The organism is Enterobacter cloacae complex sp. HYC080_NIDB, from assembly GCF_056673325.1.
Genome location: NZ_CP114212.1, coordinates 150,187 through 163,681, shown reverse-complemented (window position 1 = coordinate 163,681; position 13,495 = coordinate 150,187). Strand labels below are relative to the sequence as shown.

Genomic DNA, 13,495 nt, shown 5'->3' with positions numbered 1-13,495 from the left:
GAATATGCCGGGTGGCGCTGCGCTTACCCGGCCTGCAAGCCCTTCAAACTCATCCCTTCTCTTTGGCTTTTGCCAGCATGGCGCGAATGTTTGCCACGTTCGCCTGGCCTTTGTGCATCCGCTCTTCAGCGGTAATCACCTTGCGCTCTTGTTCCCAAATCAGATCGTCCTGCGGCAGTTCCAGCAGAAAACGGCTTGGCTCCGGGCGGACAAGCTCACCATACTGGCGGCGCTCTTTACACAGCGTGAACGTCAGCTCTTTCTGCGCACGGGTGATCCCCACATAGGCCAGACGCCGCTCCTCGTCGACGTTGTCTTCATCAATACTGCTCTGATGGGGCAGCAACCCCTCTTCCATGCCGACCAGATACACATACGGAAACTCCAGCCCTTTTGACGCATGCAGCGTCATCAGCTGAACCTGATCAGCCTCTTCTTCGCTCTCGCCGCGCTCCATCATGTCGCGCAGGGTAAAGCGGGTGACCACCTGGGTCAGGGTCATCGGCTCATCGATTTCCGAGCCTTCCAGCATTTCGGTCATCCAGCTGAAGAGCTGATTAACGTTTTTCATGCGCATCTCAGCCGCTTTCGGGCTGGCGGAGGTTTCGTACAGCCAGGATTCGTAATCAATACCGTGAATCAGATCGCGCACCGCCACCACCGGCTCGCGCTCTGCAAGACGCTGCACTTCGCCAAGCCAGTGGGTGAATCGCGTTAACGAGTCGTAACCGCGCCCGGTCAGCGTCTGGCTTAGTCCCATATCGAAGCTGGCCGTAAACAGGCTTTTATTGCGGGTCATCGCCCATTCACCCAGCTTTTGCAGCGTCGCCGGACCGATTTCGCGCTTCGGCGTATTCACGATGCGCAGAAACGCGCTGTCGTCATCCGGGTTAGTGAGCACACGCAGATAGGCCAGCAGATCTTTAATTTCAGGCCGTGAGAAGAACGAGGTGCCGCCCGAGATTTTGTACGGTATGCGGTTCTGCATCAGCATCTTTTCAAAGACGCGCGACTGGTGATTACCGCGATAAAGGATCGCGTAATCTTTATATTCGGTTTTGTTGACGAAGTGGTGGGCAATCAGTTCGCCCGTCACGCGCTCCGCTTCATGTTCTTCATTGTTGGCGCTGAGCACTTTCAACTCTGTGCCGTAGCCCAGCTCGGAGAACAGGCGCTTTTCAAATACGTGCGGGTTATTGGCAATCAGGATGTTTGCCGCCTTCAGGATCCGTCCGGAGGAGCGGTAGTTTTGCTCCAGCTTAATCACCTGCAGCGCGGGGAAGTCTTTACTCAGCAGCACCAGGTTTTGCGGACGCGCGCCGCGCCAGGAGTAGATCGACTGGTCGTCGTCGCCTACCACGGTGAAACGGGCACGCTGGCCCACCAGCAGCTTTACCAGCTCGTACTGGCTGGTGTTGGTGTCCTGATATTCATCCACCAGCAGGTAGCGGATTTTATTCTGCCAGCGCTCGCGCACCTCTTCATTTCGCTGTAAAAGCAGCGTCGGCAGCAGGATCAGGTCGTCGAAGTCCAGCACATTACACGCTTTCATGTGCGCATCGTACAGACCATAACAGTGGGCGAAGATCCGATCCCGTTCGCCTTTGGCGATCGCCGCAGCCTGGGCCGGGGTCATTAGATCGTTTTTCCAGTTAGAGATCGTCGAGATCAGCTGCTGCAACAGCACCTTGTCATCTTCGATCAGCCCTTCAGTGAGCTCTTTGAGTAATGCCACCTGGTCGGTGTCATCGAAAAGCGAAAAGTTGGATTTCATCCCCAGCGCGGCATACTCACGTTTGATGATATCCAGCCCCAGCGTGTGGAACGTGGAGATCATCAGCCCGCGCGCCTCTTTGCGCCCCAGCGTCTGGCCGACACGTTCTTTCATTTCGCGTGCCGCTTTGTTGGTAAAGGTGACCGCCGCAATGTGACGGGCCTGATAACCACAGCCACGGATCAGGTGCGCAATCTTATTGGTGATGACGCGCGTTTTACCGGATCCTGCTCCCGCCAGCACCAGACAGGGTCCGGTGACAAATTCGACGGCTTGTTGTTGTCCGGGGTTTAGACGCATAAATGATCACTCAATGAAAGTCAGGAGGGGAGAATAACAGCGTGGTAGTATAGCGAGCCTAATCCATACCACTCAAGGCACGATCATGGCAAAAACAGCAGCAGCACTGCATATTCTTGTTAAAGAAGAGAAACTGGCTCTGGATCTTCTGGAGCAGATCAAAAACGGCGCCGACTTCGGCAAGCTGGCTAAGAAGCACTCAATTTGTCCGTCAGGCAAACGTGGCGGCGATTTAGGTGAATTCCGTCAGGGTCAGATGGTGCCGGCGTTCGATAAAGTGGTCTTCTCCTGCCCGGTGCTGGAGCCGACGGGTCCGCTGCACACGCAGTTTGGCTACCACGTCATTAAAGTGTTATATCGCAAATAAAAAGCCGGGTGGCGGCTGCGCCTTACCCGGCCTACATTTTACGTGTTTGTAGGTCGGGTAAGCGAAGCGCCACCCGACGAGGTTGTTAACCCGCTACCGCGATACGCTTCATATCGGTCATGTAGCCACGCAGTTTGTGACCCACTTTCTCGATCTGGTGGCTGCGAATCGCTTCATTCACATCGCGCAGCTGCGCGTTGTCTACCGCACCTTCCGCAATCGCTTTGCCCAGATCGCCCGGTTGCAGGGTGGTCATGAACTCTTTCAGCAGCGGTACGCAGGCGTAAGAGAACAGGTAGTTACCGTATTCAGCGGTATCAGAGATAACCACGTTCATTTCGTACAGACGCTTACGGGCGATGGTGTTCGCGATCAGCGGCAGTTCGTGCAGAGATTCGTAGTAGGCAGACTCTTCGATGATGCCTGACTCCACCATGGTTTCGAACGCCAGCTCAACACCCGCCTTCACCATGGCGATCATCAGTACGCCTTTATCAAAGTACTCCTGCTCGCCAATTTTACCTTCAAACTGTGGCGCCGTTTCGAACGCGGTTTTACCGGTCTCTTCACGCCAGGTCAACAGTTTCTTATCGTCGTTCGCCCAGTCCGCCATCATGCCGGAAGAGAATTCGCCGGAGATGATGTCGTCCATATGTTTCTGGAACAGCGGTGCCATGATGGTTTTCAGCTGTTCAGACAGCGCGTAAGCACGCAGTTTTGCCGGGTTGGACAGACGGTCCATCATCAGCGTAATACCGCCCTGCTTCAGCGCTTCGGTGATGGTTTCCCAGCCGAACTGGATCAGTTTTTCCGCGTAGGCCGGGTCGGTGCCTTCTTCCACCAGCTTGTCGAAGCACAGCAGAGAACCGGCCTGCAGCATACCGCACAGAATGGTCTGCTCGCCCATCAGGTCAGATTTCACTTCGGCAACGAAGGACGATTCCAGAACGCCCGCACGGTGGCCGCCGGTCGCCGCTGCCCATGCTTTGGCAATCGCCATGCCTTCGCCTTTCGGATCGTTTTCCGGGTGAACCGCGATCAGGGTCGGTACGCCGAAGCCACGTTTGTACTCTTCGCGTACTTCCGTACCCGGGCACTTCGGTGCCACCATCACTACGGTGATGTCTTTGCGGATCTGCTCGCCCACTTCAACGATGTTGAAGCCGTGGGAGTAACCCAGCGCGGCACCGTCTTTCATCAGCGGCTGCACGGAACGCACCACGTCAGAGTGCTGTTTGTCCGGGGTCAGGTTAACCACCAGATCCGCCTGCGGGATCAGCTCTTCGTAGCTCCCCACTTTGAAGCCGTTTTCGGTCGCTTTGCGCCAGGAAGCACGCTTTTCAGCAATCGCTTCTTTACGCAGGGCATAAGAGATATCCAGACCGGAGTCACGCATGTTCAGGCCCTGGTTCAGACCCTGTGCGCCACAGCCGACGATGACCACTTTTTTACCCTGAAGGTAGCTCGCGCCATCGGCAAATTCATCGCGCGCCATGAAGCGGCATTTGCCCAGCTGCGCCAGCTGCTGGCGCAAGTTCAGTGTATTAAAGTAGTTAGCCATGGGTGATACCTCGTGATGTTGTGTGTCTTATTGTTCGGTTCGCGTTTCAGCGAGAATAGAACCACATTACAACAGGAAATTTATTGCGGAAATTGATATATTCACAACGTCATATTGCAATTTTTGCAATATAAAAAGAGGGAGTGGAATCGATGGATTTACGCGATCTGAAAATGTTTCTGCATCTGGCGGAAAGCCGTCACTTTGGCCGCAGCGCACGGGCGATGCACGTCAGCCCCTCCACGCTCTCGCGCCAGATACAGCGCCTTGAGGAAGACCTCGGCCAGCCGCTGTTTGTGCGCGATAACCGCACCGTCACGCTCACGGAAGCGGGTGAAGAACTGCGCCTTTTTGCCCAGCAGACGTTGCTGCAGTATCAGCAGCTACGGCACGCCATTGACCAGCAGGGGCCGTCGCTGTCCGGCGAGCTGCATATTTTCTGCTCCGTCACCGCCGCCTACAGCCATCTGCCGCCCATTCTTGATCGCTTCCGCGCGGCACATCCATCGGTTGAAATTAAGCTGACCACGGGCGACGCCGCCGACGCGATGGAAAAAGTGGTGACGGGCGAAGCGGATCTCGCCATTGCAGGGAAACCCGAAACGCTCCCGGGTGCGGTAGCGTTTTCAATGCTCGAAAATCTGGCGGTGGTACTGATTGCCCCGGCGCTGCCCTGCCCGGTGCGAAACCAGGTATCGGTAGAAAAACCGGACTGGTCCACGGTGCCGTTTATCATGGCCGACCAGGGGCCAGTGCGCCGACGCATTGAGCTGTGGTTCCGCCGACAAAAAATCAGTAACCCGTTGATTTACGCCACGGTCAGCGGTCATGAGGCGATGGTGTCGATGGTGGCGCTCGGCTGCGGCGTGGCGCTATTGCCGGAAGTGGTGCTGGAAAATAGCCCGGAACCGGTGCGCAATCGCGTGATGATTCTGGATCGCAGCGATGAGAAAACGCCGTTTGAGCTTGGCGTGTGCGCACAAAAAAAGCGGCTGCATGAGCCGCTTATTGATGCGTTCTGGAAGATATTGCCCAACCATTGAAGTCGGGTTGCGCTCCGCTTATCCTGCCAGGAAGAAACGGAAGGCGGGGTTGTGGGTTTCGTCGTGACACTCATAGCCCAGTTCGTTCAGCCGTGTTTCAAAATCCGGCTCGTGCTCACCCAGTTCAAACGCCGCCAGCACGCGGCCGTAGTCGGTGCCGTGGCTACGGTAATGGAACAGGGAGATGTTCCAGTGCGTGCCCAGCGTGTGCAGGAATTTGAGCAACGCGCCCGGTGATTCCGGGAATTCGAAGCTGAACAGGCGTTCCCTGAGCGGCTTCGAGGGACGCCCGCCGACCATATAGCGCACGTGCAGCTTCGCCATTTCGTCGTCTGAAAGGTCCACCACGCTGTAACCACCGTCATGCAGGAGGTTAAGGATCTCTTTACGCTCCTCGACGCCACGGCTCAGACGCACGCCGACGAAAATGCAGGCATCTTTGGCATCGGCGAAACGGTAGTTGAACTCCGTCACCGAACGACCGCCCAGCAGCTGGCAGAACTTCAGGAAGCTCCCCTTCTCTTCCGGAATAGTCACCGCCAGCAATGCTTCACGCTGTTCACCCAGCTCGCAGCGCTCGGACACGTAGCGCAGGCCGTGGAAGTTCACGTTGGCGCCGGAAAGCACATGCGCCAGGCGCTCGCCGCGGATGTTGTGCTGCGCGATGTATTTTTTCATCCCCGCCAGGGCCAGCGCGCCGGACGGCTCCGCGACCGCACGCACATCCTCAAACAGATCTTTCATTGCCGCGCAGATAGCATCGCTATCAACCGTGACGATATCGTCGAGGTATTCCTGGCAGAGACGGAAGGTTTCATCGCCAATGCGTTTTACCGCCACGCCCTCGGCAAACAGACCAACGCGCGGCAGATCCACCGGATGCCCGGCATCCAGCGCCGCTTTCAGGCAGGCAGAGTCCTCCGCTTCAACAGCGATGACTTTGATCTGCGGCATCAGCTGTTTGATCAGCACGGCCACACCCGCCGCTAACCCGCCGCCGCCCACCGGGACGAAGACGCGGTCGAGATGGGCATCCTGCTGCAGCAGTTCAAGCGCCAGCGTGCCTTGTCCGGCAATGACCATCGGGTGATCGAACGGCGGCACCCAGGTGAAGCCCTGCTGCTGTGCCAGCTCAATGGCTTTGGCTTTGGCTTCATCAAAATTGGCGCCGTGGAGCAGCACTTCCCCGCCGAAACCGCGTACCGCGTCGACTTTGATGTCAGCGGTAGCAACCGGCATCACGATTAGCGCTTTCAACCCTAGACGAGCAGACGAGAACGCCACGCCCTGCGCATGGTTGCCCGCCGAGGCGGTAATGACGCCGCGCGCTTTTTGCTCATCGGTCAGTCCGGCCATCATCGCGTAGGCGCCGCGCAGCTTGAAGCTGTGCACCGGCTGGCGGTCTTCGCGCTTCACCAGGATCACATTGTCGAGGCGCGAAGAGAGTTTTTCCATTTTCTGAAGCGGCGTGACCTGCACGGCTTCATAGACCGGTGCGCGTAGCACCGCTCTCAGATATTCCGCCCCCTCGGGGGCGGCGGATAAGGGTTGTGACTCGGCCATCATTAGCCCCCAAGTTTCGATTTATCGCGCACCGCGCCTTTATCTGCACTGGTGGCAAGGCTCGCGTATGCGCGCAGGGCGAAGGAGACTTCACGCTGACGATCTTTCGGCGTCCAGGCTTTATCGCCGCGCGCTTCTTGTGCCTCACGACGGGCCGCAATTTCCTGGTCGCTCAGCTTCAGTTGAATGCCGCGATTCGGGATATCGATTTCGATCAGGTCACCGTCTTCAATGATGGCGATGTTGCCGCCGCTTGCCGCTTCCGGTGAAACGTGGCCGATGGAGAGCCCGGACGTACCGCCGGAGAAACGGCCGTCGGTGATCAGCGCACAGGCTTTGCCGAGACCCATGGATTTCAGGAAGGTGGTTGGGTAGAGCATTTCCTGCATGCCCGGCCCGCCTTTCGGCCCTTCATAGCGAATAACAACCACGTCGCCTTCTACCACTTTGCCACCGAGGATGGCGTCCACCGCTTCATCCTGGCTTTCGTACACTTTCGCCGGGCCGGTGAATTTCAGGATGCTGTCGTCCACGCCTGCCGTTTTCACGATGCAGCCGTTTTCCGCAAAGTTACCGTACAGCACGGCCAGACCGCCGTCCTTGCTGTAGGCGTGCTCCAGCGAACGGATGCAGCCTTCGGCGCGATCGTCATCCAGGGAATCCCAGCGGCAATCCTGCGAGAACGCCTGCGTGGTACGGATCCCGGCGGGACCGGCGCGGAACATCGTTTTCACCGCGTCGTCTTTGGTCAGCATCACGTCGTATTGGTCCAGCGACTCCGGCAGCGTCAGGCCGAGCACGTTTTTCACGTCGCGGTTCAGCAGCCCGGCGCGATCCAGCTCGCCCAGAATACCGATTACACCACCGGCACGGTGAACATCTTCCATATGGTATTTCTGGGTGCTTGGCGCAACTTTACACAGCTGCGGCACTTTACGGGACAGCTTGTCGATATCACTCATGGTGAAGTCGATTTCGGCTTCCTGCGCGGCGGCCAGCAGGTGCAGAACGGTATTGGTGGAACCGCCCATGGCGATATCCAGCGTCATCGCATTTTCAAACGCCGCTTTGCTGGCGATGTTACGCGGCAGTGCACTCGCATCATCCTGCTCGTAGTAGCGTTTGGTGAGCTCAACGATGCGTTTACCGGCGTTGAGGAACAGCTGTTTACGATCGGCGTGGGTCGCCAGCAGCGAGCCGTTACCCGGCTGCGACAGGCCCAGCGCTTCGGTCAGACAGTTCATGGAGTTGGCGGTGAACATCCCGGAACAGGAGCCGCAGGTCGGACACGCGGAGCGTTCAACCTGGTCGCTCTGCTCGTCAGACACTTTCGGATCCGCGCCCTGGATCATCGCATCGACCAGGTCGAGCTTGATGATTTTGTCGGACAGCTTGGTTTTACCGGCTTCCATTGGGCCGCCGGAGACGAAGATCACCGGAATGTTCAGGCGCAGGGAGGCCATCAGCATCCCCGGGGTGATTTTATCGCAGTTGGAGATACAGACCATTGCATCGGCGCAGTGGGCGTTGACCATGTACTCAACCGAGTCGGCGATCAGCTCACGCGACGGCAGTGAATAGAGCATGCCCCCGTGACCCATTGCGATACCGTCATCCACCGCGATGGTGTTGAACTCTTTCGCCACACCGCCGGAAGCTTCGATTTGCTCGGCAACCAGTTTACCGAGGTCGCGCAGATGCACATGGCCTGGCACAAACTGGGTGAAGGAGTTCACCACGGCGATAATTGGCTTGCCGAAATCGGCGTCGGTCATCCCGGTGGCGCGCCACAGTGCGCGGGCACCCGCCATGTTACGGCCGTGGGTGGTGGTGGCTGAACGATACTTAGGCATGCTTTATTTACTCCCGTCTGACTATTCAATGGGACGGTGCGTGCCGTCCCAAATTTATATTTAGTGATTAACCTGATCCAACCAGCCGTATTTATCTTCTGTTTCGCCAGTAAAGAGGCCAAAGAAGGCTTGCTGGATGCGTTTGGTGACCGGGCCACAGCGGCCTTCGCCGACCTGAATACCGTCTACGCTACGAACCGGCGTGATTTCAGCCGCCGTACCGGACATGAACACTTCATCCGCCAGATACAGGGATTCGCGGGACAGCACCTGCTCGCGCACTTCGATACCCAGGTCTTTCGCCAGCTTGATGATAGCGTCACGGGTAATACCCGGCAGCGCGGAAGATGTGAATGGCGGCGTGAACAGGATGCCATCTTTCACTTCAAACAGGTTTTCACCTGCGCCTTCCGAGATGTAGCCATTCACGTCCAGCGCGATACCTTCCTGATAGCCGTGACGGCGCGCTTCGCTACCGACCAGCAGAGAGGAAAGGTAGTTACCGCCCGCTTTAGCAGCGGTCGGGATGGTGTTTGGCGCCACGCGGTTCCAGGAAGAAACCATTGCGTCGATCCCCTGCTCCAGGGCTTCTGCTCCGAGGTAAGCCCCCCACGGGAACGCGGCAATGATCACATCGGTGTTGTAACCGGCTGGCGGGTTCACGCCCATACCGACATCACCCACGAAGACCAGTGGACGAATGTAGGCGCTGGTCAGGTTATTCTTGCGAATGACTTCGCGGCAGGCTTCCATCAGCTCATCAACGCTCTGTGAAACCGGGAAACGATAAATTTTGGCTGAATCATGCAGACGCTGCATGTGTTCGCGATGGCGGAACACCACTGGCCCTTTGTGAGAATCGTAGCAACGGATACCTTCAAAGACGGAGGTGCCGTAGTGCAGCGCGTGGGACATGACGTGGACCTTCGCGTCCTCCCAGCGAACCATCTCACCATTGAACCAAATGTAATCAGCTTTTTTTGTCGTCATTTTTTCGTCCTGTCACGCTTAAGCGCGGATTTGTTGTGATGTGGTTGTGCTCTGGCAGATGGCAACATGGGCAACGTCTACCAGTTTTGATAACTGACTAAACAGTAAGTCGACCGGCCGCGGGCTGGCAACGGTTAATTCGATACTGATGTTCTGCGCGTCGGTGGCCGTCTCCATATTCATAGAGCAAATCTGAAAACCACGATGACGGACCACACGCAAAACGCGTTCTAAGGTTTCCGGGTTGAAGCGAGCCTGCACGGCGACCTGATGTTGCATCATGATAATTTCTCCAGCATTTGTGAGTTACTGGCACCGGGCGGTACCAACGGCCAGACGTTCTCAAGCTCGTCGATTGAGACATGAAGCAGGTACGGCCCTTCGCTTGACAGCATGGTGTCGAGTGCCGCTTCAACCTGGTCTTTACGGGTGATGTGCTGGCCAGGAATGCCGAAGGCGCTGGCCAGGGTGAGGAAATCGGGGTTATCGGTCAGGGTGGTTTCGCTGTAACGCTCCTGGAAGAACAGCTGTTGCCACTGGCGAACCATCCCTAAACGCTGATTATCCAGCAACACGATTTTCAGCGGCAACTGCTTGCGCTTAACGGTTCCCAGCTCCTGAACGTTCATCATGAAGGAGCCGTCACCGGAGATACAGATAACCGTATCGTTCGGGCGAGCCACCTGCGCACCCACGGCGGCAGGCAGGCCAAAGCCCATGGTGCCTAAGCCGCTGGAGGTGATGAAGTTTTCCGGACGGGTGTAGGTCATGTGCTGGGCTGACCACATCTGGTGCTGGCCTACGTCGGTGGTGACGACGCTATCAGCCGGTTTACGGTCAGACAACTGTTTCAGCAGCAGCGGTGCGTAGATGGCATCGCCAGGATGGTCGTAACGCCAGGCGTGTTCGGCGCGCATCTCTGCGGCGTGCTGGCGCCACGCGCTGATATCCAGTGGCTGCGCCAGTGCCGGTAACAGCGTATTGAGATCGCCCTGCAGCGCGACGTGCGCCTGACGCAGTTTGTTCATCTCCGCCGGGTCGATATCCATATGGATAACTTTGGCATTTGGCGCGAAGGTATTCAGTTTGCCAGTAACGCGGTCGTCAAAACGCGCACCCACGGCGATGAGCAGATCGCACTCTTGCACCGCCAGGTTTGCGGCTTTAGTGCCGTGCATCCCCAGCATGCCGAGATAGTATGGGTAGTCTGCATCAACCGCACCAAGACCTTTCAACGTGCAGGTGGCAGGCATTTGCGTTACCGCGATAAATTCACGCAGGGCAGGCACGGCCTGCGCCATGCCGACACCCCCGCCGACGTACAGCATCGGCTGTTTCGCCTGCGCCAACATCTGGCGCGCCTCTTCAACCTCTGCATGCGGGAACGCATCGTCGCTTTCCACGGTGGAGAAGTGCGGTTCCAGTTCGCCGAGTGCAACCTGGATATCTTTCGGGATATCCACCAGAACGGGGCCAGGGCGGCCCGAGCTCGCCACTTCGAACGCTTCGGCCATTACGCGCGGCAGCTCATCCAGAGACTGGACAAGGAAGCTGTGCTTGGTGCAGGCCAGCGATAAACCAAGTACGTCCACTTCCTGGAAAGCATCGGTACCGATGAACGGGGAAGCCACCTGACCGGTGATCGCCACGACGGGCACGGAATCGAGCAGCGCATCAGCCAGGCCGGTAATCAGGTTCGTTGCGCCCGGACCTGACGTTGCCATGCACACGCCAGTTTTACCCGTCGCGCGGGCATAGCCGATAGCGGCCATTGCTGCCCCCTGCTCGTGTCGGCACAAGAGATGTTCCACGCCGCCGTCATACAGTGCATCGTAAATCGGCATGATCGCGCCACCCGGATAACCGAATACGGTCTCGACTCCCTGCGCGCGCAACGCATGTACAACCCATTGTGCCCCATTCATAGTTAGTTCCCCGTCATAAATCTGGATAAACAGAATTTTATGCTAGTCGTCATATCCTGCTCCTCGTTTACGTTTTTTAGTCATAAAAAAACCCCCGGACCTTTCGGTGCGGGGGTCTTAGTTCGTTAAGGCTTGATTTCTAAGCCTTTCCTCGTCCAAGTGCAGCCCCGCACGGTGGGATAATAATCACCACCACGCTAATCACGACCAGGCTAATCACTCGTAGAAGGGCTGTCATTTTCAGTTCTTTTTGCATCTTGTTCGAAGGAATACCTAAAGAGGTATCACAGTTTTTAAATCAAACACAAGATTTATTTATGACGCATTTGGTTAGGCCGCGAATCATATTTCTTAAAATCGTTGTTTTATATGGGGAAATTGAAGAATGAATATTTTTCATATTTTTACGACGGCGCTAACCATCAAAACGGCGCTTTTTACCTTCTGCGAGAAGTCTTCCACAGGTATGTAATGATTTCAGTGTGCACTTAAAATCTCTGAATAAGAGCCGTAAATACGCAAAATGACGCTAAACAGACAAAAGAGGCACTGGCATAGTCGTACCAGGAGGTAGTGCAAATGTCACTGTCAGTTGTTTATACGCGTGCGGCTCTCGGGGTGAAGGCACCGCTTATTTCTGTAGAGGTTCATCTGAGTAATGGGCTACCCGGGCTCACGCTCGTCGGGCTACCTGAAACGACGGTTAAAGAAGCCCGGGATCGCGTTCGCAGCGCAATAATAAATAGCGGTTATACCTTCCCCGCGAAGAAGATCACCATCAACCTGGCTCCCGCCGATCTGCCCAAAGAGGGAGGACGATATGATTTACCTATCGCGATTGCGCTTCTCGCAGCCTCTGAGCAGCTTAATACGACCAGGCTAGGCTCGTACGAGTTTGTGGGAGAACTCGCGCTCACAGGCGCGTTAAGGGGCGTTCCCGGTGCGATATCGGGCGCGCTGGAAGCTATACGTGCAGGACGGCAAATCATTGTCGCGAATGAAAATGCATCAGAAGTGAGTCTTATCGCCGAGAAGGGGTGTCTTGTCGCAGGGCATTTACAGGAAGTTTGCGCCTGGCTGGAAGGGCGCCATGAACTGTCCGAGCCGGAAGAGTGTGACAATGTTATAGCCGATACCCCAGAGGATCTCAGCGAGATTATGGGACAGGAGCAAGGGAAACGGGCGCTGGAGATTACGGCCGCAGGTGGACACAATCTTCTGTTGATTGGCCCGCCTGGTACGGGTAAAACGATGCTGGCAAGCAGGCTGAGTGGCTTGCTGCCACCGCTCAATAATCATGAAGCGCTGGAAAGTGCCGCCATTTATAGCCTTATCAGTTCTACCTCCTTGCAAAAACAGTGGCGCCGTCGCCCTTTTCGTTCACCTCATCATAGCGCTTCACTGACGGCGATGGTCGGCGGTGGGTCTATTCCCGGGCCGGGTGAAATCTCACTGGCGCACAATGGCATTCTGTTTCTCGACGAGCTGCCTGAGTTTGAGCGCCGCGTCCTGGATGCCCTGAGAGAACCCATTGAATCTGGAGAGATACACATCTCACGCACGCGAGCCAAAATAAGCTATCCCGCGCAGTTTCAGCTGGTCGCTGCGATGAATCCCAGCCCTACGGGTCATTATCAGGGCAATCATAACCGCTGTACGCCAGAGCAGACGTTGCGCTATCTGGGAAAGTTATCCGGCCCGTTTCTCGACCGTTTCGATTTATCCCTCGAAATCCCCCTTCCCCCGCCGGGCCTGCTCAGGCAAAAAGGCATCACGGGTGAAAGCTCAGCAGATGTACGCGAGCGGGTCATTGCTGCCCAGACGCGACAATATGCCCGTCAGAACAGGCTGAATGCGCGGCTGGATAATGCCGGGATCCGGCAGTTTTGTTCTCTTAACATGGAGGATGCGGTTTGGCTGGAGGAAACCTTGACGCGTTTTGGTCTTTCTATACGCGCGTGGCAGCGTTTGCTGAAAGTGGCCAGAACCATTGCTGACGTGGAGGGTTGTAGTGACATTCAGAGGAAACACTTGCAGGAGGCGCTGAGCTACCGCGCTATCGATCGTTTGCTGCTCCATCTGCAGAAGTTGCTGGCGTAAAAAAGGGGCCGTAGCCCCT

11 protein-coding genes are annotated in these 13,495 nt (G+C 56.6%); 3 read left to right on the top strand and 8 right to left on the bottom strand.

Annotation, left to right across the window (positions count from 1 at the left end; all coding sequences use genetic code 11):
• Window positions 1–49: 49 nt before the first annotated feature.
• Entirely contained in the window at window positions 50–2,074 is a 2,025-nt protein-coding gene (rep, locus tag O1723_RS00730) for a DNA helicase Rep (RefSeq protein WP_014885672.1), read from the bottom strand.
• Between the two features lie 85 nt (window positions 2,075–2,159).
• Here rep and ppiC point away from each other — a divergent pair, with 85 nt between their 5' ends.
• The gene (gene ppiC, locus O1723_RS00725) at window positions 2,160–2,441 is read left to right on the top strand and encodes a peptidylprolyl isomerase PpiC (RefSeq protein WP_008501570.1); all 282 of its coding nucleotides are present in this window, start codon (window positions 2,160–2,162) and stop codon (window positions 2,439–2,441) included.
• A gap of 85 nt (window positions 2,442–2,526) precedes the next feature.
• On the opposite strand, the gene ilvC is transcribed toward ppiC, so the two are convergent.
• Window positions 2,527–4,002 carry a ketol-acid reductoisomerase gene (gene ilvC / locus O1723_RS00720; protein WP_014885673.1) on the bottom strand — a complete coding sequence of 492 codons (1,476 nt, stop codon included), beginning with the start codon at window positions 4,000–4,002 and terminating at the stop codon, window positions 2,527–2,529.
• A gap of 152 nt (window positions 4,003–4,154) precedes the next feature.
• Between ilvC and ilvY the strand changes: the two genes are divergently transcribed.
• The gene (gene ilvY, locus O1723_RS00715; protein WP_014885674.1) at window positions 4,155–5,045 is read left to right on the top strand and encodes an HTH-type transcriptional activator IlvY; all 891 of its coding nucleotides are present in this window, start codon (window positions 4,155–4,157) and stop codon (window positions 5,043–5,045) included.
• Window positions 5,046–5,063: 18 nt separating this feature from the next.
• Here ilvY and ilvA read toward each other — a convergent pair whose 3' ends face one another.
• The 6 genes from ilvA to ilvL form a co-directional block, all read right to left on the bottom strand.
• On the bottom strand, window positions 5,064–6,608 hold the full coding sequence (gene ilvA / locus O1723_RS00710; protein WP_014885675.1) for a threonine ammonia-lyase, biosynthetic: 1,545 nt from the start codon (window positions 6,606–6,608) through the stop codon (window positions 5,064–5,066).
• 2 nt (window positions 6,609–6,610) lie between these two features.
• A complete protein-coding gene (gene ilvD, locus O1723_RS00705; RefSeq protein WP_014885676.1) occupies window positions 6,611–8,461 on the bottom strand; it encodes a dihydroxy-acid dehydratase in 1,851 nt (616 codons plus the stop codon).
• A 60-nt stretch (window positions 8,462–8,521) separates the two neighbouring features.
• On the bottom strand, window positions 8,522–9,451 hold the full coding sequence (ilvE, locus tag O1723_RS00700) for a branched-chain-amino-acid transaminase (protein WP_014885677.1): 930 nt from the start codon (window positions 9,449–9,451) through the stop codon (window positions 8,522–8,524).
• An 18-nt stretch (window positions 9,452–9,469) separates the two neighbouring features.
• Complete coding sequence (ilvM, locus tag O1723_RS00695) at window positions 9,470–9,733, bottom strand: acetolactate synthase 2 small subunit (RefSeq protein ID WP_003860184.1); 264 nt, start codon at window positions 9,731–9,733, stop codon at window positions 9,470–9,472.
• Complete coding sequence (gene ilvG, locus O1723_RS00690) at window positions 9,730–11,376, bottom strand: acetolactate synthase 2 catalytic subunit (RefSeq protein WP_014885678.1); 1,647 nt, start codon at window positions 11,374–11,376, stop codon at window positions 9,730–9,732. Before ilvG ends, ilvM begins: the two co-directional genes overlap by 4 nt.
• A gap of 139 nt (window positions 11,377–11,515) precedes the next feature.
• Window positions 11,516–11,614 (bottom strand): ilv operon leader peptide, encoded by a 99-nt coding sequence (gene ilvL, locus O1723_RS00685; RefSeq protein ID WP_001311244.1) that lies wholly within the window; start codon window positions 11,612–11,614, stop codon window positions 11,516–11,518.
• A gap of 341 nt (window positions 11,615–11,955) precedes the next feature.
• On the opposite strand from ilvL, the gene O1723_RS00680 reads away from it, so the two are divergent.
• A complete protein-coding gene (locus O1723_RS00680; protein WP_023331589.1) occupies window positions 11,956–13,476 on the top strand; it encodes a YifB family Mg chelatase-like AAA ATPase in 1,521 nt (506 codons plus the stop codon).
• The last annotated feature ends 19 nt before the right edge of the window (window positions 13,477–13,495 follow it).